At 73.0% G+C, this 25,944-nt stretch carries 28 protein-coding genes; 19 read left to right on the top strand and 9 right to left on the bottom strand.

What is annotated here, in order from left to right; all coding sequences use genetic code 11:
- Positions 1-33 precede the first annotated feature (33 nt).
- From ACA514_RS40335 to bioB, 11 genes are all read left to right on the top strand, one after another.
- The gene (locus ACA514_RS40335; protein WP_375046587.1) at positions 34-1,287 is read left to right on the top strand and encodes an ABC transporter substrate-binding protein; all 1,254 of its coding nucleotides are present in this window, start codon (positions 34-36) and stop codon (positions 1,285-1,287) included.
- Positions 1,284-2,267, top strand: a complete 984-nt coding sequence (locus tag ACA514_RS40330; RefSeq protein ID WP_375046586.1) for a branched-chain amino acid ABC transporter permease — start codon at positions 1,284-1,286, stop codon at positions 2,265-2,267. Before ACA514_RS40335 ends, ACA514_RS40330 begins: the two co-directional genes overlap by 4 nt.
- A complete protein-coding gene (locus tag ACA514_RS40325; RefSeq protein WP_375046585.1) occupies positions 2,264-3,322 on the top strand; it encodes a branched-chain amino acid ABC transporter permease in 1,059 nt (352 codons plus the stop codon). The genes ACA514_RS40330 and ACA514_RS40325 overlap by 4 nt, the downstream gene beginning before the upstream one ends.
- On the top strand, positions 3,319-4,053 hold the full coding sequence (locus ACA514_RS40320) for an ABC transporter ATP-binding protein (RefSeq protein WP_375046584.1): 735 nt from the start codon (positions 3,319-3,321) through the stop codon (positions 4,051-4,053). The genes ACA514_RS40325 and ACA514_RS40320 overlap by 4 nt, the downstream gene beginning before the upstream one ends.
- Positions 4,040-4,741: an ABC transporter ATP-binding protein gene (locus tag ACA514_RS40315; protein ID WP_375046583.1), complete on the top strand. Its 702-nt coding sequence runs from the start codon at positions 4,040-4,042 to the stop codon at positions 4,739-4,741. Before ACA514_RS40320 ends, ACA514_RS40315 begins: the two co-directional genes overlap by 14 nt.
- A complete protein-coding gene (locus tag ACA514_RS40310; RefSeq protein ID WP_375046582.1) occupies positions 4,738-6,099 on the top strand; it encodes an MmgE/PrpD family protein in 1,362 nt (453 codons plus the stop codon). Before ACA514_RS40315 ends, ACA514_RS40310 begins: the two co-directional genes overlap by 4 nt.
- Entirely contained in the window at positions 6,099-6,734 is a 636-nt protein-coding gene (locus ACA514_RS40305) for an aspartate/glutamate racemase family protein (RefSeq protein WP_375046581.1), read from the top strand. Before ACA514_RS40310 ends, ACA514_RS40305 begins: the two co-directional genes overlap by 1 nt.
- Positions 6,731-8,098: an FAD-binding protein gene (locus ACA514_RS40300; RefSeq protein ID WP_375046580.1), complete on the top strand. Its 1,368-nt coding sequence runs from the start codon at positions 6,731-6,733 to the stop codon at positions 8,096-8,098. The genes ACA514_RS40305 and ACA514_RS40300 overlap by 4 nt, the downstream gene beginning before the upstream one ends.
- Before the next feature lie 26 nt (positions 8,099-8,124).
- Positions 8,125-9,594: a dihydroorotase family protein gene (locus ACA514_RS40295; RefSeq protein WP_375046579.1), complete on the top strand. Its 1,470-nt coding sequence runs from the start codon at positions 8,125-8,127 to the stop codon at positions 9,592-9,594.
- A 19-nt stretch (positions 9,595-9,613) separates the two neighbouring features.
- Positions 9,614-10,390, top strand: coding sequence for an IclR family transcriptional regulator (locus ACA514_RS40290; RefSeq protein WP_375046578.1), 777 nt, complete (start codon positions 9,614-9,616; stop codon positions 10,388-10,390).
- A gap of 100 nt (positions 10,391-10,490) precedes the next feature.
- A complete protein-coding gene (gene bioB / locus ACA514_RS40285; protein WP_375046577.1) occupies positions 10,491-11,552 on the top strand; it encodes a biotin synthase BioB in 1,062 nt (353 codons plus the stop codon).
- A gap of 55 nt (positions 11,553-11,607) precedes the next feature.
- Here bioB and ACA514_RS40280 read toward each other — a convergent pair whose 3' ends face one another.
- Positions 11,608-13,170 carry a GMC oxidoreductase gene (locus tag ACA514_RS40280; protein WP_375046576.1) on the bottom strand — a complete coding sequence of 521 codons (1,563 nt, stop codon included), beginning with the start codon at positions 13,168-13,170 and terminating at the stop codon, positions 11,608-11,610.
- A gap of 159 nt (positions 13,171-13,329) precedes the next feature.
- On the opposite strand from ACA514_RS40280, the gene ACA514_RS40275 reads away from it, so the two are divergent.
- Positions 13,330-14,310: an aminoglycoside phosphotransferase family protein gene (locus ACA514_RS40275; RefSeq protein ID WP_375046575.1), complete on the top strand. Its 981-nt coding sequence runs from the start codon at positions 13,330-13,332 to the stop codon at positions 14,308-14,310.
- A 16-nt stretch (positions 14,311-14,326) separates the two neighbouring features.
- On the opposite strand, the gene ACA514_RS40270 is transcribed toward ACA514_RS40275, so the two are convergent.
- Complete coding sequence (locus tag ACA514_RS40270) at positions 14,327-14,827, bottom strand: ATP-binding protein (RefSeq protein ID WP_375046574.1); 501 nt, start codon at positions 14,825-14,827, stop codon at positions 14,327-14,329.
- Between the two features lie 147 nt (positions 14,828-14,974).
- On the opposite strand from ACA514_RS40270, the gene ACA514_RS40265 reads away from it, so the two are divergent.
- From ACA514_RS40265 to ACA514_RS40255, 3 genes are read left to right on the top strand one after another with little or no spacing between them, the layout of a single operon-like run.
- The gene (locus tag ACA514_RS40265; RefSeq protein ID WP_375046573.1) at positions 14,975-15,829 is read left to right on the top strand and encodes a Scr1 family TA system antitoxin-like transcriptional regulator; all 855 of its coding nucleotides are present in this window, start codon (positions 14,975-14,977) and stop codon (positions 15,827-15,829) included.
- Positions 15,826-16,032, top strand: coding sequence for a DUF397 domain-containing protein (locus tag ACA514_RS40260; protein WP_375046572.1), 207 nt, complete (start codon positions 15,826-15,828; stop codon positions 16,030-16,032). The genes ACA514_RS40265 and ACA514_RS40260 overlap by 4 nt, the downstream gene beginning before the upstream one ends.
- Complete coding sequence (locus ACA514_RS40255; protein ID WP_375046571.1) at positions 16,029-16,235, top strand: DUF397 domain-containing protein; 207 nt, start codon at positions 16,029-16,031, stop codon at positions 16,233-16,235. Before ACA514_RS40260 ends, ACA514_RS40255 begins: the two co-directional genes overlap by 4 nt.
- Positions 16,236-16,240: 5 nt before the next feature.
- On the opposite strand, the gene ACA514_RS40250 is transcribed toward ACA514_RS40255, so the two are convergent.
- The gene (locus tag ACA514_RS40250; RefSeq protein WP_375046570.1) at positions 16,241-16,840 is read right to left on the bottom strand and encodes a TetR/AcrR family transcriptional regulator; all 600 of its coding nucleotides are present in this window, start codon (positions 16,838-16,840) and stop codon (positions 16,241-16,243) included.
- Positions 16,841-16,903: 63 nt separating this feature from the next.
- On the opposite strand from ACA514_RS40250, the gene ACA514_RS40245 reads away from it, so the two are divergent.
- From ACA514_RS40245 to ACA514_RS40235, 3 genes are all read left to right on the top strand, one after another.
- A complete protein-coding gene (locus ACA514_RS40245; RefSeq protein WP_375046569.1) occupies positions 16,904-17,719 on the top strand; it encodes a class I SAM-dependent methyltransferase in 816 nt (271 codons plus the stop codon).
- An 81-nt stretch (positions 17,720-17,800) separates the two neighbouring features.
- Entirely contained in the window at positions 17,801-18,355 is a 555-nt protein-coding gene (locus ACA514_RS40240) for a PadR family transcriptional regulator (protein ID WP_375046568.1), read from the top strand.
- Entirely contained in the window at positions 18,355-19,125 is a 771-nt protein-coding gene (locus tag ACA514_RS40235) for an SGNH/GDSL hydrolase family protein (protein WP_375046567.1), read from the top strand. Before ACA514_RS40240 ends, ACA514_RS40235 begins: the two co-directional genes overlap by 1 nt.
- A 2-nt stretch (positions 19,126-19,127) precedes the next feature.
- On the opposite strand, the gene ACA514_RS40230 is transcribed toward ACA514_RS40235, so the two are convergent.
- Both ACA514_RS40230 and ACA514_RS40225 read right to left on the bottom strand, forming a co-directional pair.
- Positions 19,128-19,769 (bottom strand): TetR/AcrR family transcriptional regulator, encoded by a 642-nt coding sequence (locus tag ACA514_RS40230; protein ID WP_375046566.1) that lies wholly within the window; start codon positions 19,767-19,769, stop codon positions 19,128-19,130.
- A 75-nt stretch (positions 19,770-19,844) separates the two neighbouring features.
- Positions 19,845-20,300, bottom strand: coding sequence for a MarR family winged helix-turn-helix transcriptional regulator (locus ACA514_RS40225; RefSeq protein WP_375046565.1), 456 nt, complete (start codon positions 20,298-20,300; stop codon positions 19,845-19,847).
- An 86-nt stretch (positions 20,301-20,386) separates the two neighbouring features.
- Between ACA514_RS40225 and ACA514_RS40220 the strand changes: the two genes are divergently transcribed.
- Positions 20,387-21,889, top strand: a complete 1,503-nt coding sequence (locus ACA514_RS40220) for an MDR family MFS transporter (RefSeq protein ID WP_375046564.1) — start codon at positions 20,387-20,389, stop codon at positions 21,887-21,889.
- A gap of 22 nt (positions 21,890-21,911) precedes the next feature.
- Here ACA514_RS40220 and ACA514_RS40215 read toward each other — a convergent pair whose 3' ends face one another.
- From ACA514_RS40215 to ACA514_RS40200, 4 genes are all read right to left on the bottom strand, one after another.
- Positions 21,912-22,577: a response regulator gene (locus ACA514_RS40215; protein WP_375046563.1), complete on the bottom strand. Its 666-nt coding sequence runs from the start codon at positions 22,575-22,577 to the stop codon at positions 21,912-21,914.
- 29 nt (positions 22,578-22,606) lie between these two features.
- Positions 22,607-23,032 carry a pyridoxamine 5'-phosphate oxidase family protein gene (locus tag ACA514_RS40210; RefSeq protein WP_375046562.1) on the bottom strand — a complete coding sequence of 142 codons (426 nt, stop codon included), beginning with the start codon at positions 23,030-23,032 and terminating at the stop codon, positions 22,607-22,609.
- Positions 23,033-23,092: 60 nt separating this feature from the next.
- Entirely contained in the window at positions 23,093-24,283 is a 1,191-nt protein-coding gene (locus ACA514_RS40205; protein WP_375046561.1) for a sensor histidine kinase, read from the bottom strand.
- 83 nt (positions 24,284-24,366) lie between these two features.
- Positions 24,367-25,887 (bottom strand): DHA2 family efflux MFS transporter permease subunit, encoded by a 1,521-nt coding sequence (locus tag ACA514_RS40200; RefSeq protein WP_375046560.1) that lies wholly within the window; start codon positions 25,885-25,887, stop codon positions 24,367-24,369.
- Positions 25,888-25,944 lie beyond the last annotated feature (57 nt).

The raw sequence follows: 25,944 nt of genomic DNA, 5'->3' as shown, positions 1-25,944 counted from the left end.
GAAGAGCCTGCGCCGGGCAGGCAGGAGAGGTGAATGTCGGCTCGAAAGCTCGTCGCCGGGCTCGGCGCGTGCGCGGCCTTGCTGGCCGCGACCGCCGGCTGCGGCGGCTCGGCGCCGTCCGGCGCCGCCGGGGCCGCGGCCGGCCGCGACAGCGGCCCGGTCAGGATCGGCGCCCTGCACCCGGTCAGCGGCGCCAACGCGGTCGACGGCCAGCAGATGCGGCGCGGCGCGCAGATGGCGGTCGAGGCCCTCAACGCCGCCGGGGGCATCAAGTCCCTCGGCGGCCGCAAGGTGGAGCTGGAGACCGGCGACACCCAGGGCAAGGCGGAGGTCGGCCAGAGCGAGGCGCAGCGCCTCATCTCCGAGGGCGCGGTCGGCCTCGTCGGCACCTACCAGAGCGCCGTCAGCACGAACGTGTCCGTGGTCGCCGAGCGCAACCGCGTCCCGTTCGTCATGGACGTCACCGCGTCGGACGCGATCTTCTCGCACGGCTACCGGTACTCGTTCCGGGTGCAGCCGGGCAGCGCGGCGATCGCGGACGCGGCGGCCCGCTACCTCAAGGAGGTCTCGGAGAAGGCGGGCAAGCCCGTCAAGAAGGTGGCGTTCCTGCACGAGCAGACCGACTTCGGCAGCGGCGCCGCCGAGGCGTTCGCCAAGGCGGCGAAGAAACTCGGCATCCAGGTCGGCCCGAACATCAGCTACGACGCGGTGACCGCGTCCGACCTCACCGCGCAGATCACCCAGGTCAAGGCGTCCGGCGCGGACGTGCTGGCCGTCGCCGGCTACTACCGCGACGGGCTCCTCGCCGCCAAGGCGATCAACGCGGTCAAGCCGAACCTGAACGCGGTGTGGGGCGTGTCGGACGGCGCGTTCGACCAGCCCAAGTTCGTCAGCGACGTCGGCTCGCTCGGCGAGCGCTACTTCAGCACCAACTACCACTACGACGCGAAGAACCCCGCGACGGCCGAGCTGCGCGCCGAGTACCAGAAGCGCTACGGCGCGCCGATGCGGACCGGCGCCGTCCTCGCCTACGACGCCGTCCAGGTGATCGCGCAGGGCGTGGAGCGGGCGGCGAGCACCGACCCGGAGAAGGTCCGCGCCGCGATCGCCGCGTCGCGGGTCCAGCCGCTGACCGTCGGCACCGGGCCGATCGCCTTCGCGCCCAACGGCGACAACAAGAACGCGCTGCCCGTCCTGATGCAGGTGCAGAACGGGCAGATCAAGCAGGTCTATCCCCAGGACAAGGCCGAATCCCAGCCCAACTACTCGGTGACGTGGCGGCCATGAGCGACACAACTGCGAACATCAGAGCGGCGGCCCTCAGCGGCCCCGTCCTCAAGCGCGCCGCCCTCACCGGCGGCCTGGTCGCGATCGCCATCGCGGTCGCGCTGATCCGGTCCGGCAGCGGCCTGGTCGTCTGGCAGTCGGTGGTCACCGGCCTGCTGACCGGCGGGCTGTACGGGCTCATCGCGATGGGCCTCACGCTGATCTTCGGCGTGCTGGACATCGTCAACTTCGCGCACGGCGCCCTGCTGGCCGTCGCGATGTTCATCGCCTTCGGGGTGGTGCAGGGCACGGGCCTGCACCCCTACCTCACCCTCGTCATCGCGGTGCCCGCGCTGTTCCTCATCGGCGCGGTCGTGCACCGCGGGCTGCTCGGCGGCTCGGGCGGCGCGACGCTGGAGAACCAGCTGCTGATCACCCTCGGGCTGTCGCTGCTGCTGGAGAACGGGCTGCTGATGTTCTTCGGCGCCGAGCCCAAGAGCGTCGCGCTGCCCGGCGACTTCCAGTTCTCGCTGTTCGGCGCGGTGGTGACCGGCGGCCGGCTGTACGCCTTCGCCGGCGCGATCCTGATCGGCGCGGTGCTGTTCTACCTGCTGCGCCGCACCCGGTTCGGCACCGCGATCCGCGCGGTCGCCGCGAACGGGCAGGGCGCCGAGCTGGTCGGCGTGAACGTCCGCCGCGTCCACACGCTCACGTTCGCGATCGGGACGGCCTGCGCCGGCGCCGCCGCCGTGCTGGCCGCGCCGCTGGTGACCGTCACGCCGACGCTCGGCGACCAGTTCAACATCACCGCGTTCGTGGTGGTGGTGCTCGGCGGGATGGGCAACGTCGCGGGCGCGCTGGTCGGCGGCCTGCTGATCGGGCTGGTCGAGCAGCTCACCACCATCTACATGGGCGGGCAGAGCTCGCTGCTCGGGGTGTTCGTCGTGTTCCTGGTCGTGCTGTTCCTGCGGCCTCAGGGGTTGTTCGGGAGAAGGTCATGACCGATATCACCATCGCCGGCGGGCGGGAGACGGGCCGCGCTGCCGGGCCGGTCAAGGCGCCGCCGCTGCGCCCGCAGAACCGGCAGCTGATCGTCCTCGCCGTGCTGCTGGTCGTCGCAATCCCGCTGCCGCTCGTGCTGCCGCCCGCGATGGGCGCGGTGGCGGTGCGCATCCTGATCTTCCTGCTGATGGCGATCGGCTGGAACGTGATGAGCGGGTTCGGCGGGATGTTCAGCTTCGGGCACGCCGCGTTCTTCGGCCTCGGCGCCTACACCAGCGCGTACCTGCTGGTGAAGCACGACGTGTCGCCGTGGATCGGGATGCTCGCCGGGATGGCGGTGGCCGCGGCCGTCGCCGTGGTCATCGGCTACTTCGCGTTCCGCTACAAGCTGCGCGGCGCCTACTTCGCCCTCGCGACGTTCGCGTTCGCCGAGATGCTGCGGCTGGTCGCCACCACCACCGACTTCACCAACAAGGCCGTCGGGTTCAGCGTCCCGCTGATCCAGGGCTCCTCGCTGTGGAAGATCCAGTTCCCGGCGGACTCGCACGCCTACTTCTGGGTCGCGCTCGCCCTCGCCGGGATCGCCGCGCTGGTCAGCATCCTGTTCCTGCACTCGCGGACGGGACGCTACGTCACCGCGATCCGCGACGACGAGGTGGCCGCCGCCGCGCTCGGCACCCCGGTGATGCGCTACAAGCTGATCACCGTCGCGCTGTCGGCGGCGATCACCGCGGTCGCCGGCGCGTTCTACACGCAGTACTACCTGTTCGTGAACCCGGACCTGGCGTTCGGCTCGTCGGTGTCGATCCAGGCGATCGCGACCGTGGTCATCGGCGGGATCGGCACCATCTGGGGCCCGGTCGTCGGCGCGATCATCCTCGGGTCGCTGTCGGACCTGACGGCGACGCTGCTGCGCACGCCCCCCGACTTCCTGAACTTCCTGCAGGGCCGCAGCGGCCTGGACGTCGCGCTGTACGCGGTCCTGCTCATCCTGATCGTCCGGGTGCTGCCGAAGGGCATCGTCGGCACGATCCAAGCGAGGTGGCGGCGGTGAAACTGCTGGACGTCGACGGTGTCGGCAAGGACTTCCGGGGCCTGCGCGCCCTGTCGGAGGTCGGGTTCGAGGTGGAGCCGGGCGAGATCCTCGGCATCATCGGCCCGAACGGCGCCGGCAAGACGACCCTGTTCAACGTGATCAGCGGCGCGATCGCGCCGGACACCGGCCGGGTCGTGTTCGGCCGCAAGGACGTCACCGGCGCCGCGCCGCACCGGATCGCCCGCGCGGGCATGGTCCGCACGTTCCAGCTGATGCGGCCGTTCGGGAGCATGACCGTCCTGGAGAACGTCGGCCTGGCCGCCCAGCACCGCCGCCGGCCGCTGCGCAAGCTGCGCGGTGAGGCGATGGAGGTGGTGGAGCGCGTCGGCCTCGGCCCGTGGGCGCACCGCCCGGCGACGGAGCTGCCGACCGCCGGCCTCAAGCGCCTCGAACTGGCCCGCGCCCTGGCGATGCGGCCGAAGGTGCTGCTGCTGGACGAGGTGCTCGCCGGCCTCGTCCCCGCCGAACGCGAACCCGTCCTCGACCTGCTCGCCGCGCTGCGCGAGGAGGACGGGACGACGCTGCTGTTCATCGAGCACATCATGGCCGCCGTCATGCGGCTGTCGGACCGGGTGCTCGTCCTGGACCAGGGCCAGGTGCTGGCCACCGGCTCCGCCGAGCACGTCACCTCCGACCCCCGGGTGATCGAGGCCTACCTCGGAGAGGAGCCCGGCGATGCTGAGGATTGACAAGCTCTGCGCCGGCTACGGCCGCATGCAGATCCTGCACGAGATCGACCTGGAGGTCGGCGCCGGCGAGATCGTCGCGCTGGTCGGCGCGAACGGCGCGGGCAAGACGACCACGCTGCGGGCCGTCTGCGGGCAGCTGCGCGCGACCTCCGGCACGATCACGTTCGGCGGCGCGTCCACCGACGGCCGCCGTCCCGACCAACTCGTCCGCGACGGGCTGGTGCACGTCCCCGAGGACCGGGCGCTGTTCGGGACGCTCACCGTCGAGGAGAACCTGCGGATGGGCGCCTGGACGCGGCCCGCCGCCGAGATCGACCAGGCCATGCGCGAGGTCTTCGAGCTGTTCCCCGTCCTCGCCGAGCGCCGCGCCACGGTCGCGCAGACGTTCTCCGGCGGGCAGCAGCAGATGCTCGCGATCGGCCGCGCGCTGATGGCCCGCCCGAAGCTGCTGATGCTGGACGAGCCGTCCACCGGCCTGTCGCCCAAGCTCACCTGGGCGGTGCTCGACGCGGTCAAGGCGATCCGCGACACCGGCGTCGCGGTGCTGCTGGTCGAGCAGAACGCCAAGCAGGCGCTCGGCATCGCCGACCGCGCCTACGTCATGGAGAGCGGCTCGACCGTGCTGCACGGGACCGGCGCCGAGCTGGCCGGATCCGCCGAAGTCAGGAAGGCCTACCTGGGACTGTGAACACCGAAGCGAAGGACGCGACGGCGCGGCTGGGGGAGTGGGCCGCCCGTCTGGACACCGCGGAAGTGCCGCGCCCGGTGCTCGACCGGCTCTCGCTCGTCCTGCTGGACGTCCTCGGCGTCACCGCGCTCGGCGCGGCGCTGGACGAGCAGGCCGCGCTGCGGTCGGCTTGGCACGCTCCGGACGGCCCGGCCCCGCTGATCGGGGCGGGCCGCTCCGTCACCGTCGACGCGGCCGCCTGGCTGAACGCGATGGCGCTGGTCTCGCTGGAGCTGGACGAGGGCAACAAGTACGCCAAGGGGCATCCGGCGGCGCACGGGTTCCCGGCCGTGCTGGCGCTGGCGTCCGAGCTCGACGCGACCGGCCCGGACACCGCCGCCGCGCTGCTGGCCGCCTACGAGGTCGCGTCCCGGTTCGGGCGGGCGACCTCGCTGCGGCCGGGCGCGCACCCGCACGGCAGCTGGGGCGTCGCGGGCGCCGCCGCCGGCTGCGCCCGGCTGCTGCGCCTCGGCCCCGAGGCGACCGCCGCGGCGATCGACACCGGCGCCGGGCTGCCGGTCGCGGGGCACTTCTCGTCCGCCACGGACGGGAACCCGGTGCGCGACGCGTGGATGGGCGCGTCCAACATGTCCGGCCTGGTCGCGGCGCGGATGGCCGCCGCCGGGCTCGCCCGCGACACCGGCACGGCCGCCGGCTCGCTCGGCGACCTGCTCGGCGGGTTCGACCCCGGCGAGCTCACGGACGGCCTCGGCGAGCGGTGGGACATCACCCGCGGCTACTTCAAGCGGCACGCCTCCTGCTCGTTCACCCACCCGGCCGCCGACGCGGTGCTGCCGCTGCGCGCGGGCCTCGACCCGGCCCGGATCACCGGGATCCTCGTCGAGACCCACGCGCTCGGCGCCGGGCTCGGGTCGCCCGAATGGGACAACCGGCTGTCGGCGATGTTCTCCACGCCGTTCGTGGTCGCCACCGCGGTGCTGGACGGCGAGGTCGGGCCGCGGGCCTCCGACGCCGCCCGGCTCGGCGGCCCGGCGCTGCGCGCCCTCGCCCGCCGCGTCCGCCTCGCCGCCGCCGACGACCTGACCGCGCGGCTGCCCGCCGAGCGCGCCGCCCGCGTCACGATCGAGCTGGACGACGGGACGTCCCTCACCCGCGAGCAGCCGAACCCGGTCGGCGACGCCGACCACGAGCCGCTGGACGAGCGGGACGTCGTCCGGATGCTCAAGGCGTGGCTGCCCGGCCGCGCCGCCCTGGTCGACCGGGCCGCCGAGGTCGCCCGTGACCTGCCGGACCTGCCCCGCGCCGGCGACGCGCTGCGCGGCCTGGCCGGCGGAACCGTTGAGAAGGAGCTGAGTTGATGCGCGCTTTGGCCGTGACCCCGATCCATCTGCCGCCGGAGGAGATCGCCCGGCGGCAGGCCCGCTACGACCGGCTCGCCCCGGACGGCCTGACGATCGAGCTGCGCGACGTCGGCCCCGGCGCGCCCGGATCGCTGGACGACGAGGAGTCGATCCGGGTCTCCGAGCGCGAGGTCGCCGCGGCCCTGGCCGCCGCCGGTGAGGGCTGGGACGTCCTGTTCCCCGACTGCGTGCTCGACCCGGCCGTCCCGGACGGGCCCGCTGACCAGCGCGTTCCGGTCATCGGGCTGCTGAGGCTGAGTAGCATGGCGCTTGCTGCGAAGAATGTCCGTTTCGGTGCCGTGGTGCGCAACGAGGCGATCGGCGCGGAGCTGGGCCGCCGCCTCAAGGCCTACGGGCTGGACGCCTACGTCGCCGGGATCGCCGTGCTGGAACTGCCGTTCGACGCCGTCGCCGAGGGGGAGACGTGGAACGCCGCGCTCGGCGCGGCCGTGGACGCGCTCGCCGCGCAGGGCGCCGCCGCCGTGATCAACGGCTGCTCCGCCGTGGACGTGGAGGAGGGCCGCTTCAAGGCGGAGGTCGTCGACCCGACCGCGCTCGCGCTGGAGGTCCTTGTCGCCGGGAGGAACGCGTGACCGACATCGATCTCGTCGTGGCGGGCGCCGGCGGCGGTCTCGCCGGGGCGCTGCGCGCCGCCGAGCTGGGCCTGAGCGTCGTCGTCGTGGAGGCCAGCGAGCATTTCCGGCGCGGGAACAACACCTCGATGTCCACCGCGATGTTCCCCGGCGCGGGTTCGCGCTGGCAGGCGGAGCAGGGCGTGGACGACTCGCCGGACCGGTTCGTCGACGACATCATGGCCAAGACCAAGGGCAAGGCCGACGCCCGGCTCGCCCGCACGCTCGCGCAGGTCAGCGCGCCGCTGGTGGAGTGGCTCGCCGACGCGGTGGAGCTGCCCCTCGATCTGGTCACCGACTTCAACTACCCGGGCCACTCGGTCACGCGCTGCCACTCCGTCCCCGGGCGGCACGGCTCCACCGTGATCGACCACCTGGCCCGCCGCGCCCGCGCGCACCCGAACATCGACCTGCTCGTCCCCGCCAAGCTCACCAACGTGGTGACGGACGGGGACGGTGCCGTCCGCGCGGCCGTCGTCCGGTATCCCGACGGGACGGAGGAGGAGATCCCGACCCGGGCGGTCCTGCTGGCCACCAACGGGTTCGGCGCCGACCAGGACCTCGTCCGCCGCCACCTGCCGGAGATCGCGGACGCCCTCTACCAGGGCAGCGACCAGTCGCTCGGCGACGCGCTGCGGATCGGCGGCGGCCTCGGCGCCGCCACCGGCTACCTCGACGCCTACCAGGGCCACGGCGCCGTCGCCGCCGGCGCGGGCACCCTGGTCGGCTGGGCGACGATCATCCACGGCGCGATCATGGTGGACCTGGAGGGCCGCCGGTTCGGCGACGAGACCCGCGGCTACTCCGAGTACGCCGCCGAGCTCGCCGCCCGGTCCGGCGCGACCGGCTGGATCGTCCTGGACGAGACGATCTTCCACCAGTGCGAGCCGTTCAAGGACTTCCGCGACACCGTCGAGTCCGGCGTGCTGGTCTGGGCCGACGACGCCGACGGCCTCGCCAAGGCCACCGGCCTGCCCGCCGGGGCCCTCGCCGCCGAACTGGAGACCGCCGCCGCCGTCGCGCGCGGCGAGCGCGCCGACGAGCACGGCCGCACCAACTGGGAGCGCCCGCTCGCCGCGCCGTACGCGGCCGTCCGGGTCGTCCCGGCCCTGTTCCACACCCAGGGCGGGCTGATCGTCAACGAGGACGCCGCCGTCGTCGACCGCGACGGCCGCCCCATTCCCGGCCTGTACGCGGCGGGCGGCGCGGCGGCCGGGATCTCCGGCCACGGCGCCGACGGCTACCTGCCCGGCAACGGCCTGCTGCCCGCCTTCGGGCTCGCCTACCTGGCGGCCGGCGACGTCGCCCGCCGCCGCACCCCCTGACCACCCCACGACATCAAGGAGATCTCATGGCAACGACCGAGCTGCTGCTCAAGAACGTGCGGGTGGTCCGTCCCGACGCACCCGAGGGCGCCGAGCCCGAGCGCCTCGACATCGCCGTCAACGACGGCACCATCGTCCGCCTTGCGCCCGACCTCCCCGAGGACGACGCCGCGACGGTGGTCGACGGCGGCGGCAAGCTGGCGTTCCCCGGCGTCGTGGACGCGCACCAGCACTGGGGCATCTACAACGAGCTGGCCACCGACACCCGCTCGGAGAGCCGCGCCAGCGCGCAGGGCGGCGTCACCACGTCGCTGACCTACATGCGCACCGGCCAGTACTACCTGAACAAGGGCGGCCCGTACCGCGAGTTCTTCCCCGAGGTGCTGAGCGCCGCGAACGGCAACGCCTACGTCGACTACGCGTTCCACCTGGCGCCGATGATGGCCGAGCACATCGAGGAGATCCCGTACCTCGTCGAGGAGCACGGCGTCACCTCGTTCAAGATCTTCATGTTCTACGGCAGCCACGGGCTGCACGGCCGCTCCACCAGCCAGAGCGAGTTCCTGATGACGCCGCCGGACGAGCGGTACGACATCGCGCACTTCGAGTTCGTCATGCGCGGCATCCAGAAGGCCCGCGAGCAGCTGTCGGACTACGCCGACCACATCTCGCTGTCGCTGCACTGCGAGACCGCCGAGATCATGACGGCGTACACCAAGCTGGTCGAGCAGGAGGGCAAGCTGACCGGGCTGCGCGCCTACAGCGCGTCGCGCCCGCCGCACTCCGAGGGACTCGCCGTCACCATCGCCTCCTACCTGGCGCACGAGACGGGCCTGCCCAACATCAACCTGCTGCACCTGTCGTCGGAGAAGGCGCTGTCGGCGGCGCTGACCATGGCGTCGGCGTTCCCGCACATCGACTTCCGCCGCGAGGTCACCATCGGGCACCTGCTCGCCGACGTCGACACCGCGCACGGCCTGGGCGGCAAGGTCAACCCGCCGCTGCGCGAGCGCGAGGACGTCGAGGCGCTGTGGCGGCACGTCCTGGCCGGCGAGGTCGACTGGATCGTCAGCGACCACGCCTGCTGCCGCGACGAGATGAAGTTCGGCGCCGACCGCGACGACGTCTTCCTGGCCAAGTCCGGGTTCGGCGGTGCCGAGTACCTGCTGCCGGGCCTGGTCGGCGAGGGCCTCAAGCGCGGCCTGCCGCTCCAGCGCGTCGCGCAGCTGACCTCCTGGAACCCGGCCCGCCGCTACGGCCTGCTCACCAAGGGCACCATCGCCGAGGGCTACGACGCCGACATCGCGCTCATCGACCCGGACGTGTCCTGGACGGTCCGCGCCGCCGACTCCGAGTCCGCGCAGGAGTACACGCCGTTCGAGGGCTTCCCGATGACCGCGCGGGTGACCGACACCTTCGTGCGCGGCAACCACGTGTACGCGGACGGGAAGGTGCTCGGCGACCCGGTCGGCAAGTACCTGCGCCGCGGCCGCTGACGGCTCCTAGGATCATCGGGTGACCAACGAGACCGCGGAACGGCAGTCCTCCGGGACCGAGGTGGCCGGGCGGGTCGCCGACGTGCTGCTGCTGTTCGCCGGAGGGCCGCAGTACCTCGGCGTCAGCGCGATCAGCCGCGAGCTCGGCATCTCCAAGGCCGTCGTGCACCGCATCCTGCGGTCGCTGGTGTCGCGCGAGATGCTGGAGACCGACCCCGGCGGGTACCGGCTCGGGCCCGCCGCCGTCGCGCTCGGGGTCAGCGCGCTGCGCCGGTTCAACGTCCGCAACGCCGCCGCGCCGGTGCTGCGCCGGCTGCGCGACGAGACCGGCGAGACGACGACGCTGTCCGGGCTGGTCGCCGACGAGCGGGTCTACCTCGACCAGTTCGAGAGCCCGCACGAGGTGAAGATGACCGTCGAGGTCGGCCGCCGGTTCCCGCTGCACGCGGGCTCCTCGGGCAAGGTGATCCTCGCGTTCCTGCCCGCGGAGCGCCGCGAGGCGCTGCTGGCGCGCCCGCTGGCCGCGCTGACGCCCGGCACCGTCACCGACGTGGCGGCGCTGCGCGGCCAGCTCGCCGAGACCGCCCGCGAGGGCGTCGGCGTCTCGCTCGGCGAGCGGCAGGCCGACGCCGGGTCGGTCGCCGCGCCGCTGTTCGGCCCGGACGGCGAGGTGCACGGCTCGATCAGCGTCTGCGGGCCCCGGCACCGCTTCACCCCGGAGGCGGTCGAGCGGTACCGGGTGCTCGTCCGCGACGCCGCCGAGGAGGTCACCCGGAACTGGACGACGCAGCGCTGACCGTCCGGCACCCGGCGGGGCCTCGTACAAACCGCGATCGTCCCGGTTTGTCGGCCCTGGTCATTAGCACCGCACAACGGTTCTGAAAGGATCGTCTGCCATGAGCCTTCTCGAGACCCTGGCCGGTAAGGGACTGCGGCGCGAGCCGCCGACGCGGGACGAGGCGCTGGCGGTGCTGGCGACGTCCGACGACGACATCCTCGACGTGGTGGCCGCCGCCGGCCGCGTGCGCCGGCACTGGTTCGGCCGCCGGGTCAAGCTGAACTACCTGGTCAACCTCAAGTCCGGACTGTGCCCGGAGGACTGCTCGTACTGCTCGCAGCGGCTCGGCTCCGAGGCCGACGTCCTCAAGTACACCTGGCTGAAGCCCGCGGAGGCCGCCGACGCCGCCGCGGCCGGGATGGCGGCGGGCGCCAAGCGCGTCTGCCTGGTCGCCAGCGGCCGGGGCCCCACCGACCGGGACGTCGAGCGCGTCGCCGACACCATCGCCGCGATCAAGGAGCGCGGCGACGTGGAGATCTGCGCCTGCCTCGGCCTGCTCCGCGACGGCCAGGGCGAGCGGCTCGCCGAGGCCGGCGCGCACGCCTACAACCACAACCTCAACACCTCCGAGGGCGTCTACGCCGACATCTGCTCCACGCACGACTTCAGCGACCGCCAGGACACCGTCCGGAAGTCGAAGGACGCGGGCCTGTCCCCGTGCTCCGGGCTGATCGCCGGCATGGGGGAGACCGACGAGGACCTCGTCGATGTCGCGTTCGCCCTCCGCGACCTCGGCGTCGACTCCGTCCCCGTCAACTTCCTCATCCCGTTCGACGGCACCCCGCTCGCCGAGCGGTGGACGCTGACGCCGCAGCGCTGCCTGCGCATCCTGGCGATGGTCCGGTTCGTCAACCCGGACGTGGAGGTCCGGCTCGCCGGCGGCCGCGAGATCCACCTGCGCAGCCTGCAGCCGCTCGCCCTGCAGATCGTCAACTCGATCTTCCTGGGCGACTACCTGACCAGCGAGGGCCAGGCCGGCAAGGCCGACCTGGAGATGATCGAGGACCTGGGCTTCGAGGTGGAGGGCGCCGACACGCCCAGCATGCCCGAGCACCGCCGCGCCGAGACGGTGTCCGTCCGGCGCCGCGGCGCGGGCACGGCGCTGCCGCCGAACGCCTGACCGCCGGCCCGTCCGGGCGCCCGCCCCCGTACCCGCGCGGGCGCCCCGGCGGCCGTCAGCCGGACTTGGCGATGATGTCGGCGATGCCGCGCTCGGCAAGGGCCGCGATCGTGAACGACGGGTTGGCGCCGCCGACGCTGCCCGGGATCATCGACCCGTCCAGCGCGTACAGGCCCTTGTAGCCCTTCACCCGCCCGTACAGGTCGGACGACCTGCCGAGCACGCAGCCGCCCAGCGGGTGCGCGGTCAGCGTCGCCGGCCACCGCACCGAGATCGGGATCGCGTCGGCATTGGCGTGCATCACCTTGTCCACCCAGCCCGACGCCGACTTCGCCGCCGCGTCCGCCTTGCCCGCCCAGTCCGTCAGCTGCACCTTCTTGCTCGCCTTGTCGTAGACGAACGAGGCCCGGTTCTCCAGGTCGGCGGTCATCACCAGCGTCTGCACGATCGGCAGCCCCTGCGCCTCGATCAGCTGCCAGCTCTCCACCCGGATCGGCAGGTCGAACTCCCCGTCCACGAAGATCGTGGACGCGCTCGGCGACCCCTGGCTCGGCCCGGCGGGGCCCGCGTAGCTGTAGCCCGCGTACTGGTCGCCGTTGTCCCCGAATCCCGTGCCCACCGAGGCGTCCAGGTCGGGCAGCGCGCCGGTCTCCCGCGCCGCGACGAGCAGCCGGTTGGTGTTGAGCGTCCCGGCGCACAGGAACAGCATGTCGCAGGTGTACTCGACGGTGTCGAGGGTCTTGCCCGCGGTGTCGAGATGCCGGACCGCCAGCCGGTACCGGCCGTCCGTCCCGACGCCGATGGACTGCACCTCGCTCATCGTCTGGAACTGCACCCTGCCCGTGGCCTTCGCCGCCGGGATGTAGTTCACCGTCAGGCTGTTCTTGGCGCCGTCACTGCACCCGAAGTCGGTTTCCCCCGCGATGGCCGACGGCCGCACCGTTCCGGCCAGCTCCTTCCGGATGACGTCCCAGTTGAACATCGACATCAGCTTCTCGGAGGTGTATCCGGCCTTCGCGACGTGCTGGTCCCACACCCGCGAATGCGTGAACGGCGCCGACCCGTAAATATCGTCCGGCATCACGCTCGGCTTCAGGACCGACCGCACCTTCGGATACCACTTCGACGTCATCTCCTGGTAGGTGATGGCGGCCGGGAACAGTTTCTCGAAGTACTTCTGCGGCGGCGCGACGGTCGCGCACGTGTAGACCAGCGACCCGCCGCCGAGCCCCGACCCGCACCCGATGTTGAGGTTCTTCTCGTTCGAGACCTCCATGACGCCCGCGTACGGCGTCATCGGGAACGGCAGCACCATCGGCCAGTCCGCGTAGGTGCGGAACCAGAACATCTTCTCGCTGTAGTTCAGCTGGGATCCGAACACGGCCTTCTGCGGGTCGGGCACCCATTCCTGCCCGCGTTCCAAAACGAGCGTGTCGACGCCCGCCTGCCCGAGCCGGCAGGCGCTGATCGACCCGCCGAAACCGGAGCCGACCACGATCGCCTTGTAGTCCGTCCGGCCTTCCGCGACCGCCGGACGCCCCAGCGCTCCGCCCAGCGCGACGGCCAGTCCGCTCCCCGCGGACACCTGCAGAAACGATCGGCGACTGAGCGTGCTCATCGGGCGACCTCCGGCCTTGGGGTGGTTGCCGGAAACTGTCACCCACCCTTGCCGCTCATGTAATGAAGCTCACAACCAACTTCGCGGCGCTCCCTTGTCAGCCGATTGACAGATCGGAAATCCGTTGCGCCCGCTCGGTCCCGTCGGCAGCATGCGGAGATGTCTCTTGATGCCACGCCCGCCACGCCGCCGCCCGCCGCAGGTGAACGCCTGCCCTGGACGGCCGTCCCCACCGCCCTCCGCACAGCCGTCGAGGAGGCCCTCGGCGGACGCGTCACCGAGGCGGCCACCCAGCACGGCGGGTTCTCCCCGGGCGTGGCCGCCCGGCTGCGGCTCGCCGACGGCCGCCGCGCCTTCGTCAAGGCCGTCGGCCCGCACCCCAATCCCGACAGCCCGGACATCCACCGATCAGAGGCGTCCATCGCCGCCGCGCTGCCCGCCCACGCGCCCGCGCCCGCGTTCCTCGGGTCGTTCGACCGCGAAGGCTGGGTGGTCCTGCTGTTCGAGGACGTGGACGGCGCGCCTCCGGCACAGCCCTGGATCGGCGCGGAACTCGACCGGGTCCTGACCGCCGTGGACGACCTGGCCCGCAGCCTGACGCCCGCCCCCGTCCGCGCCCCGTCCGCCGAGACCCGCTTCGCCGACGAGTTCCGCGGATGGCGCCTCCTCGCCGACGCCCACCGCCAGGGCGACGACGACCTGACCGGCCTGGACCCGTGGGCGGCCCGGAACCTGCCGCGACTGGCGGCCATGGAGCCCGCCTGGCCCGCCGCCGTCCACGGCACCACCCTGGCCCACGCCGACCTGCGCGCCGACAACCTCCTCCTCACACCCGACCGGGTGGTCGTCGTCGACTGGCCCTGGGCCTGCACGGCCGCGCCCTGGTTCGACCTGCTGCTGTTCCTCCCCAGCGTGCGCATGCAAGGCGGCCCGCCCTGCGAACCGCTCTTCGCCGCCCACCCGCTCACCCAGGACGCCGACCCCGACGCGGTGACGACCGCCCTCGTCGCCTGGGCGGGTTTCCTCATCCGGCAGGGCCGCCAACCACCACCGCCCGGCCTGCCCACCCTCCGCGACTTCCAGACCGCCCAGGGCACCGCGGCCATCGAATGGCTGAGAGCCCGCACGGGGTGGCAGTAGCGCGACGATGAGGCGGTCAGCCCTGCGGCCTGCCGCCTCCGACCCGGAACTCGGCCCACACGGTGGTGCCGGCGCCTTCCGGGCGGTACCCCCATCGCGACGCGAGCGCCCCGACGATGTGGAGGCCCCGGCCGCTCTCGCCCTCCGGCACCGTCCGCACCACCGGCCGTGCACCGTTCGCGCCATCGTCGGTCACCTCGGCGCGCAGCACGCCCCGTCCGGCCCACAGCGAAATCGTGAACTTCCCGCCCTTGCCGGACGCGGTGTGCCGGATCCCGTTCGCCGCCAGCTCGTCCACCACCAGCGCCATGTCCGCCAGCAGCTCGTCACCGGGCGCGACGTACCCGGGAACGAACGTATCCCGCAGAAAAAGCCGAACATAAGGGACGGAACGCTCAATTCCCGGAAGCGTGAGCGCCCCCAGAAGCTCCATGGCGTTTTCCCGCGCCGTCCACACGTCCCGAGCCCCACCGGATGTCATCGCGCCCTTCCTCTCTTTGATAAACGCCAGGCTCACCGCCCTCCACCACTGCATCAACACGTTCCTGCGAGGTGAGGGCCATCTGTCGCGGGCACATGCAAAAGCTGAAGTATCTAATTTCGAATGTATGGAAGTCGTGGGAAGCCACTCCCACTCGAACACGTAGGGTGACATCATGCTGACATGTCGTCAGGAGATCAGTTCTCATATCGTCGGCGAAAGATCGGCAATGCGCTGCGCAGATACCGGGACGAGCGCGGTCTGACGCAGGAGGCCGCGGCCCGCCTGGTCGAGCGCTCCCCGGCGTCACTCAGCGCCTACGAGAACGGCCACCGCGCCATCCGCCCCCGGGACCTCCGCCAGATCCTCGACCACTACGGCATCACGGACGAACACGAACGCGCCGGTCTCCTCGATCTCGCCGCGCAGGGGCGCAAACCCGGCTGGTGGCGCGACTTCGACGTTCCGAAGACTCCGTTCATCGTCGACTTCGTGTCCCTCGAAGGGGAAGCCTCACGCATTCGGTCCTTCGAGAGCATGGCCGTCCCGGGCCTCCTGCAGACGCCCGCCTACACGGCCGCGGTGTTCGGGGCGTACGACCCCATCAGAACCGAGCCGCACGAGAAGAAGGCAGTCGAGTTCCGGCTGAGACGGCAGCGCATTCTCGACAAGCCTTCGCTGTGCGTTTCCTGGATCGTCGCCGAGGCTGCGTTGCGCATGCTCGTCGGGGGCCCGAGTGTGATGGGTGGGCAGCTCATGAAAATCCTGAAGATCACGGAGGAGAGCCGGCACGACCTTAGGGTGATGCCGTCGTGCGCGGGAGCGCACCCGGGCATGGACGGCTCGTTCACGATATTGGACGTCGGGTCGGCGGCTCCTCTCCAGGTCGTGGCAACCCACAGCCTTACCCGCAGTTGGCTCATCGACGAGCCATCGAGAATCGCCGAGTACGAGCAGGCGCACGCGGAACTGACATCGCGCGCGCTCTCGGAGAGGGACTCCTGCGAGCTCATCAAAGAGATAGCGTCGCAACTATGAGCGGACACTTCTCTGAGCAGACGCGGTGGCGCAAGAGCAGCTACAGCACGCAGGACCCGGCTGAGTGCGTCGAGGTCGGGTGCGGGACGCGAGAGGTCGTGACGCGGGACTCGAAGGATCCGGACGGCCCGGTGCTGGCGTTCGAGCCGAAGGAGTGGGCAGCGTTCGTCAGCCAGGTCAAGGATGGTGTGTACGACGCATGAGAGGGCTCGAGCGGCCCACGGTGTGTTGGCGGACGAGCAGTCACAGCGGTGGCGACGCGACACAGTGCGTGGAGATCGCGGGCCGGGGGCAGGAGATTGCCGCGCGGGACTCGAAGAATCCGGACGGCCCGGTGCTGGCGTTCACGTCGGGGGAGTGGGCGGCGTTCCTCGGGGACGTGAAGCGCGGCGTGTACGACGGCTGAGTTCGTCAGGGCTTCGGGTTGCGGACGGCTCCGGCGATCGTCGCGGTGACGATTCGGTGGACGGCCTCGGCGTCCGGTGGCGGGCCGGTGCGGTCGGCGAAGAGCAGGTGCCCGGCGCCGATCAGCATGGGGGCCAGGGCGTCGAGGTCGGCGTCGGCGGCGATCCGGCCGAGGTCGCGTTCGGCGGCGAGGTAGGACGCGACCATCGCCGTCGCCTCGGACAGCAGCGGGACGCCGGTGGGCCTCGTCGCGCGCAGCCGGGCGCGCAGCTCGTCCCGCGAGGTGATGAGGGCGACGACGGCCACCGCGACCGTGCCGAACACCTCGGTCAGCGCACCGGCGAGGTTGCCGGCGACGGTACCGGTCCCGGCGGACGCGTCGAGGGCGGCCCGCTGGGCCTCGATCCCGGCGATGCGGTCCTGCACGAGTTCGGTGAGGAACGTGTCGAAGTCGCTGAAGTGCCGGTGCAGGACCCCCTTGGCGCAGCCCGCCTCGTCGGTGACGGCCCGGCTGGTCAGGGCGTTCGGCCCGTCCCGCAGCAGGACCCGTTCGGCGGCGTCGAACAGCTGCCTGCGCGCGTCGCGCAGCGCCACCCCGGTCGGCACGGTGCACCTCTCCTTCCGCTCGCCCGTTGACGTAGTGGGCGATCGCCCATTTATAGTGGGCACATGACCACTATACCGCCGGAGCGGTCCTCCGCCCCTCACCGGCACCGGGCCGTCGCCGAGTCGTTCGGCGCCGACACCGAGCGCTACGACCGCACCCGCCCGCCCTACCCCGGCGCCCTCATCGAGCGGATCGTGGAGGGCGGCCCCGGACGCGACGTCCTCGACATCGGCTGCGGCACCGGCATCGAGGCGCGGCAGTTCCAGGCGGCCGGGTGCCGGGTCCTCGGCGTGGAGCCCGACGCCCGGATGGCCGCGTTCGCGCGCGGCACCGGCGTCGAGGTCGAGGTGGCGAAGATCGAGGAATGGGACCCGGCCGGCCGGACGTTCGACGCGGCCGTCGCGGGCACGGCCTGGCACTGGGTGGACCCGGTCGCCGGCGCCGCCAAGGTGGCCCAGGTGCTGCGCCCCACCGGCCGCCTGGCCGTCTTCTGGCACGCGTTCCAGCTGCCGGCCGAGGTCGCCGAGGCCTTCGCGGCGGTCTACCGGCGCGTGGCACCGGACTCGCCGTTCAACATGCAGGCGGCGCGACCGGGCGAGGATCCCTATGGGGCCATCCTCGACAAGGCCGCCGACGGCATCCAGGAGACCGGCGCCTTCACCGCCCCCGACCGCTGGCGATTCGAATGGGAGCGCACCTACACCCGCGACGAGTGGCTCGACCAGATGCCCACACAGGGCTCCCTCACCTGGCTGCCGCCGGAGCAGGTGGCGGAGGTGCTGGACGGTGTCGGGTCCGCGATCGACGCGCTGGGCGGTTCGTTCACCATGCCCTACACCACCGTCGCCCTCGCCGCCACCCGCCGCCCGCCCGGATGAACGCCTCGCGGCGGGCGTGGTGATAGTCACATCGGTGGTTAGTCAAGAGTTTGAGTAGGAGGTCGGCGCTATCTTCGGATCATGTCGTTGCGTCACGCGGTGATGGCCGCGCTGCTGGAGGGCGAGGCGTCCGGATACGACCTGGCCAAGGGGTTCGACGCGTCGGTGGCCAACTTCTGGATGGCCACCCCGCAGCAGCTGTACCGGGAGCTCGACCGGATGCGCGAGGCCGGCCTGGTCGAGGCGCGGGTCGTCCAGCAGGAGCGGCGGCCGAACAAGCGGCTGTTCTCGCTGACCGAGGCGGGCCGCCGGGAACTGCGGAAGTTCACCGCGAGACCGCCGCGTCCGGGCGCGATCCGCGACGAGATGATGGTCATGGTCCAGGCCGTCGACGCGGGGGACGCGGAGGGCGTGCGGGCCGCGGTCGAGGAGCGGGTCGAGTGGGCGCGGGCGAAGATCGCCCGGTTCGAGCGGCTGCAGGCGAGGCTGCTGGACGGCCGCACCGAGGACGAGTTCCTCGCGCACGCCGACCGCGTCGGCCCCTACCTGACGCTGTTGCGGGGCCTGGAATTCGAGCGCGAGAACGAGCGGTGGGGCGAACGGGTCCTGGCCGTCTTGAGGGAGAGGGTCGGCTGATGGGATATCTCCGGTACGTCGCGGTGGGGGACAGCCAGACCGAGGGACTGAACGACGGCGACGAGCTGCGCGGCTACCGGGGGTGGGCCGACCGCCTGGCCGAGCTGCTCGCGGCGGCGGAGCCGGACTTCCGCTACGCCAACCTCGCGGTGCGCGGGCGGATCGCCGCGGGGGTGCGGGCGGAGCAGACCGAGGCCGCGCTCGCCCTCGAACCGGACCTGGTGACGGTCATGGCCGGCATGAACGACCTGGTCCGGCCGGGATTCGACGCGGCCGCCGTGACCGCGGAGCTGGAGGCGATGCTGTCGGCGTTCACCGCGTCCGGCGCGCGGGTGCTCACCTTCACCTTCCCCGACGTCGCGCGGATCGCGCCGCTGGTGCGGCATCTGCGGCCGAAGGTGATCGACTTCAACCGGCGCATCCGCGAGGTCGCCGGCCGCCACGGCGCCGTCGTGGTGGACTCCTTCCCGCATCCCGTGACGACCGATCCGCGGCTGTGGAGCGCCGACCGCATCCACGCGAGCCCGCTCGGGCACGCGCGCATCGCGGCGGCCGCCGCCCATGCGCTCGGCCTGCCCGGCGCCGACGCGTCCTGGACGGACCCGCTCCCGCCGCTGTCGCCCGTCCCGACGTGGCGCCGGGCCGGGGCGGAGGCGGTGTGGGCGGTCGGGTTCATGGGGCCGTGGGCCGTGCGCCGCCTGCGGGGACGCTCGTCGGGGGACGGCCGCACCGCGAAGCGGCCGCGGCTCGGGCCGGTCGTCCGGCCGTGAGGTCAGCCGTCCGGGCCGTCGGGCAGGCGGAGCATCCGTTCGAGGAGCGTGTGCAGGTAGGTGCGGAAGCGCTCCAGCTCGGCCGGTGAGATCTTGCGGTAGGGCCCGTCGGTCTCGGCCGTCTCGTCGGCGAACTCCTCGCGGCGGGCGCCGAGGGCGCGCTGGCTGAGGAAGCCGGAGATCATCCAGGGGATCGTCCAGATCGTCAGGTCGAGGTCGACGTCGGCGGGGACCGCCGCGCGCAGCGCCTCGACGATCCCGGCGAGCCGGGGGCGGACGTACTGCTCCTCCAGGTCGGCGGTGTCGGCGGCGTCGCCGGTCCGGCGGTGCAGCCACAGCCCGAGGTACTCGGGGTGCGCGGCGTAGAAGTCGAGGTACTCGTCCAGCAGCCGCTCGACGCCCTGCCGGGTGGGCGTGAAACCGCCGGCCGCGCCGCCGACGGCCGCCTTCTCGGCGTCGCTGGCCCGCCGCATCACCTCGCGGTACAGGTCGGTCCTGCCGCCGGTGAGGCGGCTGACGGTACCGGCGTCGACGCCGGCCGCGTCGGCGATCAGCCGCGGCGAGGTCCCGTCGAACCCCAGCTCGGCGAACAGCCGGGTGGCGGCGTCGATGATCCGGTCCAGGTCGTCGGCGTCGGCGCTCATACTCCCGACATTAGCCACGCAGGGTAGCGAACCGTGTCCGGATAGGTCATGGACGCGCCAAATCGGGCACCGCGCTCAGCCCTCGTAGGCGTGGACGAACCGGCCGAGGAGGCGGGCGAACTCGGCGCGCTCGGCGTCGGTCCAGTCGCGCATGGCCTTGGCGAAGTGCTCCTGCCGGGTGCGGCGGGTCGCCTCGACGACCGACCGGCCCGCCGGGGTCAGCTCCAGGTGGATGCGGCGGCCGTCCTCCTGCGACGCGACGCGGCGCACGTACCCGGACTTGACGGCCTCGGCGACGACGCGGCTGCCGCGCGAGGCGTCGACGCCGAGGCGGGCGGCGACGAGCCCGACGCTCATCTCCTGGCCCGGGCCGTCGGGGCCCTCGTCGACGACGTCCACGACGTGCAGGATCTGCACGTCGACGGGGAGGTTGTGGTCCCGGATCGCCGCCCTGCCGAGCCGCTGCCGGGCCATGCCGCGGCGCAGCTTGACCATGTTCCGCTCGACGGCGTCCAGTGCCTCGTCGGTCATGCCGTCCAGTCTAGTTGGGTTGCGACTCTCACATACGTGTGCTTAGCATTTAAATGCTTTCAGCATATAGATGTGAGGTGCACATGATGATCCCCCCAGCGGAGCCGGCGGGCATGAGCCACCGGCACCGGGTCCTGGTGTTCGGCGGGCTGATGCTCGCCGGCCTGATGTCCTCGCTGGACGCGACGGTGCTCGGCACCGCGCTGCCGACGATCGTCGGCGACCTCGGCGGCCTGGACCGGCTCGCCTGGGTCTCCACCGCCTACGTGCTGGCGACCAGCGTCACCGTCCCGCTGTCGGGACGGCTCGGCGACCTGTTCGGCCGCAGGCCGGTCCTGCTGACCGGGCTGATCGGGTTCCTGGCGGGATCTGCGGCGTGCGGGGCGGCGCCGTCGATGGACGCGCTGATCGCGTTCCGGGTCGTCCAGGGCGCGGCGGCCGGCTGCCTGATGAGCTCGATGTTCGCGCTGACCGGGGACCTGTTCGAGCCCCGCGAGCGGGCGCGCTACCAGGGCTACTCGGCGCTGGTCTTCGCCGTGTCCAGCATCGCCGGGCCGCTGGCCGGCGGGTTCCTCACCGACCACGCGTCCTGGCGCTGGGTGTTCTACGTCAACCTGCCGCTGGGGCTGGCCGCCACCGCGACGACCGCGGCGTTCCTGCGGCTGCCGAAGCCGGACCGGCGGCCGCGGATCGACTACGCCGGCATCGTGCTGCTCGGCGCCGCGGTCACCTGCTTCACCCTGCTCACCAGCTGGGCCGGGACCCGGTACGCGTGGGACTCGGCCGAGATCCTCGCGCTCGCGGCCGGGGCGGCGGTGCTGCTCGCCGCCTGGGTGCTCGCCGAGCGCCGCGCCGCCGAGGCGATCATCCCGCCCCGGCTGTTCCGCGACCGGTCGTTCGCGGTGGCGTGCGCGGTCGCGGCCGTGGGCGGCGCGACCGGCTTCGGCCTCGCCACCTACCTGCCGATGTTCTTCCAGGTCGTCGGGGGAGTGGGGGCCACCGAGTCGGGACTGCTCCTCCTGCCGATGATGATCGGCCTGCTGGTGGCGTCGACGGGCGCCGGGCGGCACATCGCGCGCACCGGCCGCTACCACCGGCTGCCCGCCGCGAGCATGGCGGTCAGCGCGGCCGGGGTCGCCCTGCTCGCCACCATGGACGCGGGCACCGGCCTCGTCACCGCCGGTGCCTACATGGCCGTCCTCGGCTTCGGCGCCGGGCTGTCGCAGCAGGTCGTGATGCTGATCGCGCAGAACGCCGCGCCCCGCCGCGACCTCGGCGCGGCCAGCTCCGGGGTGTTCGCGTCCCGGATGCTCGGCACCGCCGCCGGCATGGCGGTGTTCGGCGCCATCGTCTCCAACCGGTTCGCCGAGGAGATCGGACGGCGCGTCCCGGCGGGAGAGGTCCCCGCGTTCGGCGACGCCGTCCGGCCCGAGGTGCTCGGCACCCTCCCCGGGCCGGTCCGCCGCGGCGTCGCCGAGGCGTTCGCGCAGGCGTTCTCCGACCTGTTCCTCGCCGGGCTGCCGCTGCTCGCGGCCGGCCTGGCGGCGGCGGTGCTGCTGAAGCACGTCCCGCTGGGCCCGCGCGAGTGACCGCCCCGCCCGCGCCCGGCGGCTACCCGCCGAGGTCGGCGTCGCTGACCAGCAGCGCGACCTGCACCCGGTTGTTCAGCTCCAGCTTCGCCAGCAGCCGCGACACGTACGCCTTCACCGTCGCCACGCTGAGCGACAGCTCCCGGCCGATCTCGCTGTTGGTCTTGCCCTGCCCGACCCGGACCGCGACGGCCCGCTCGCCCTCGCTGAGCCGCTCCAGCAGCTCCCGCGCGCGGGCCTTGCGCGGGTCCGCGCCGGCGTCGGCGACCAGCGACATCATCTTGCGCAGCACCGCCGGCGACAGCATCGGCTCCCCGGCCGCGACCTGCCGGATCGCCTGGATGATCTCCGGCGGCGGGGTGTGCTTGAGCAGGAACCCGCTCGCGCCCGCCCGCATCGCGCGCAGGATGTGGTCGTCGGTGTCGAACGTGGTCAGCAGGATGATCTCCGGCGGGTCGCGGCGCGCGCGCAGCAGCTCGGTCGCGGCCAGCCCGTCCATCCGCGGCATCCGGATGTCCATCAGCACCACGTCCGGCCGGTGCTCGTTGACCGCGGGCACCGCCTCGGCGCCGTCCGCGACGTCCCCGACCACCCGCAGGTCGCCGGCGCCCGCCAGCATCATCGACAACCCCGACCGGACGAGCGCGTCATCGTCCACGATCAGCACGCGGATGGGCGGTGAGTCCATCCCCCAACCCTAGAGCCGCCGGCGGCCGGTCACCGCCGCCGGACGCGGCGTCCGCTGACCTCCTGGGCCGTCAGGCTGAACCACGCGTCCCGCTCCCCGCCGGGCCACGGATCGACCCGCGCGGCGTTCGCCTTCTCCTCGTCCTCCATCGGATGGGCGCCGCCGCGCAGCAGCACGCTCCAGCCCTCCTGGGTGCGCTCCTCGATCCGGTCGACCTCGAACGCGGCCCGGACCTGCCCGCCCGGGACGGCCGTCAGCAGGCTGCGGGTCAGCCGGCCCTCCAGCGAGGTGCGGAACACCACCGACCCGCCGTCGACGGTGTAGTTCACCGGGACGACCGTCGGCCCCTCGCCGTCGTCGAAGGCGATCCTGCCGATGCCGCCGGGGGCGATGAGCCGCAGGCATTCTTCCCGGTCGAGCTCTTCCAGGACGGGGTGTGCGGAGTCAGATGCCATGTCTCGGCCATGCCCGCAAGTCCCGCCGCCATGCGTCCCGCCGGGACGCCTCCCGGCAGGTCAGCCGGGAAGCGGCAACCGGGCGCGCAACCGGAACCCGCCGTCCCCGGTCCGGCCGTGCTCCAGCGTGCCGCCGAGGAGCGCGACCCGCTCGCCCAGGCCCACCAGGCCCGCTCCGGCGCCCGGCAGCACCGGGACCGTCGGGCCCGGCGGGACCGGGTTGACGACCTCGATGATGAGCTCCGTCCCGCCCGGCGCGTCGAGCGTCACCCGGACCCGCGCGCCGGGCGCGTGCTTGCGGGCGTTGGTCAGCCCCTCCTGGACGATCCGGTAGGCGTGCCGGCCGACCCGGACCGGGACCTGCGCCGGGTCGGGGACCCGGTCGTCCAGGTCCACCCGGGCCCCGGCGGCGGACGACTCGCGCACCAGGTCCGGCACGTCGGCGAGCGCGGGCTGCGGGCGGTCGGCCTCCGCGCCGCCGGGGTCGCCGCGCAGCACCCCGATCACCTCGCGCAGGTCCTCCATCGCCTCGTAGGCGCTCTGCCGGATGATCCCGGCGGCGGCGCGCTGGTCGGCGGGCGCGTCCGGGCGGAACTCCAGCGCCCCGGCGTGCACCGCCAGCAGCGAGATGCGGTGCGCGAGGACGTCGTGCATCTCCCGGGCGATCCGCTCGCGCTCCAGCAGCCGCGCCTCCTCCACCCGCAGCCGCTGCCCCTCCTCGGCGGCGCGCGCCCGGTCCTCCATCGACGCGATGAGCTGCCGCCGGGACCGCACCAGCATCCCGGTCGTGATCAGCACCGCGTAGATCAGGCCGAAGATGACGATGCCCGCGCGGAACTGGTCGCCGGGCGAGGTGATCCAGAAGAGCCCCACGATCAGCGCCGTGTTCGCGCCGGCGATCGGCAGGAGCGTCCGCCAGGGGCGCAGCATCGCCAGCGAGTACATGGCGACGGCGGCCGTGCCCAGCGTGGACGTGGCCGTCCACTGCACGAACATCATCGTGACCGCGACGGCCACCGGGAAGCGGCGCCGGAACAGCAGGAGGAACACCAGGGACGCCGCGCCCATCGACAGGTCCAGCGGGACCACGATCCGCTGGCCGGGCGTGGGATCGTCCATCGTCCCCTGAAGGAGCAGCAGGCCCAGCGCCGCCGCCCCCGCGGTGACGCCGAGGTCGCCGAGCCACTCCCGCCGCGAGCGCCGCAGGTCGAGCCGGCCCGCGAGGCGGAGGAGGGCGGGGCCGGGATCCATGCCGCCAACGCTAGCGAGCCCGCGCCGGCCCCGGAGTGGCCCAGGGTCGGCGCGGGCATCGACTTTGGTCGACGGGCGGACGGTCACCGGCGGCCCGGCAGGTGCCGGACGGCCAGCGCGGCGGTGACCAGCACGACGGCGGCGGTGGCGAGGACGCCGATGTCGGCGCCGTGCACGAACGCGGCGGCGGCGGTGTCGCGCAGCGACGCGGCGGCGGGGGCCGGCAGGTGCCGGGCGGTGCCGGCGGCGGCGCCGATCGACTCGCCCGCCGGGCCGTCCGGCATCCGGCCGGTGTAGACGGTCGCGGCGATGCTGCCGACGAGCGCGACGCCGAGGACGGTGCCGAGGTTGCGGGTGGTGTTGCTGACCGCCGAGCCGATCCCGGTCTTGGCGGGCGGCAGCGCCGACATGACCGACTGGGTGGCGGGCGACATCGTCAGCCCGATCCCCGCGCACACCAGGACGGACGCGGCCATGTAGTGCGGGTAGCCGGTGCCGCCGGACGCGGTGGCGAAGAAGGCGAGCCCCGCCGCGGCGGCCAGCATCCCGGCGGTGATCGCCGTGCGGATGCCGTGGCGGGCGGCGAGCCGGGTGCCGAGCGGGGACGCGACGGTCAGCGCGAGCGCGCCGGGCAGCGACCGGATCCCGGCCTCCAGCGGCGAGTAGCCGAGGACGAACTGGTAGATCTGGGTGAGCACGAACGTGACGCCGGCCAGCCCGAAGAACAGCACCATCACCGACAGCGCGGCGGCGGTGAACCGGGCGTCCCGGAACAGGCCCAGGTCGAGCATCGGGTGCGCGCCGCGGACCTGGGAGACTCCGAAGGCGGCCAGCAGGACGGTGGCGGCGGCGAACCGCAGCAGCGTCCCGGACGAGGCCCAGCCGCTCTCCCCGGCCTGGATGACCGCGTAGGTGAGCGAGCCCAGCCCGGCGGCGGCGAGGACGGCCCCGGTCACGTCGATCCTGGGCCGGTGCGGGGCGGCCGAGGCGGGGACGAGGATCAGGCCCGCGACCAGCGCGACGGCGACGATCGGCACGTTCACCGCGAAGATCGCGCTCCAGGAGAAGCGCTGCAGCAGCCAGCCGCCGGCGGTCGGGCCGATCGCGACGCCGAGCCCGCTGACGGCCGACCACAGGCCGATCGCCTTGGCGCGCTCGCGGGGGTCGGTGAAGACGGCGGTGAGCAGCGCCAGCGTGGCGGGCATGATGAAGGCCGCGCCGACGCCCATCACGGCGCGGGCCGCGATCAGCTGCCCGGCGGTGGAGGACAGCGCCGCGCCGAGCGACCCGGCGCCGAAGACCAGCATCCCGGCGGTGAGGGCGCGGTGCCGCCCGTACCGGTCGCCGAGGCCGCCGGCGGGCAGCAGCAGGGCCGCGAAGACCAGGGTGTAGGAGTCGACGATCCAGGCCAGCGCGCCGGATCCGGCGCCGAGCGCGGAGGCGAGGGTCGGGATGGCGACGTTGACGATCGTGGTGTCGACGACGATGACGAGCAGCGACAGGCACAGCACGCCGAGCGTGTACCAGCGGCGCGGGTACGGGGCGGGGGCTGCGGACGGGGGTGCGGTGGTGCCGCGCGGGGCGGCGGTCTGGGGGGACGGCATTGCGGGCTCCTTCAGGTCATTGATTGATACACCTATAAATAAGTGGGCCGACGAGGG

It is taken from the genome of Actinomadura sp. NTSP31, assembly GCF_041951385.1.
Lineage (GTDB): Bacteria > Actinomycetota > Actinomycetes > Streptosporangiales > Streptosporangiaceae > Spirillospora > Spirillospora napierensis.
Note: the sequence above shows the minus strand (reverse complement) of the source record. Positions and strands in the feature narration are given on the sequence as shown.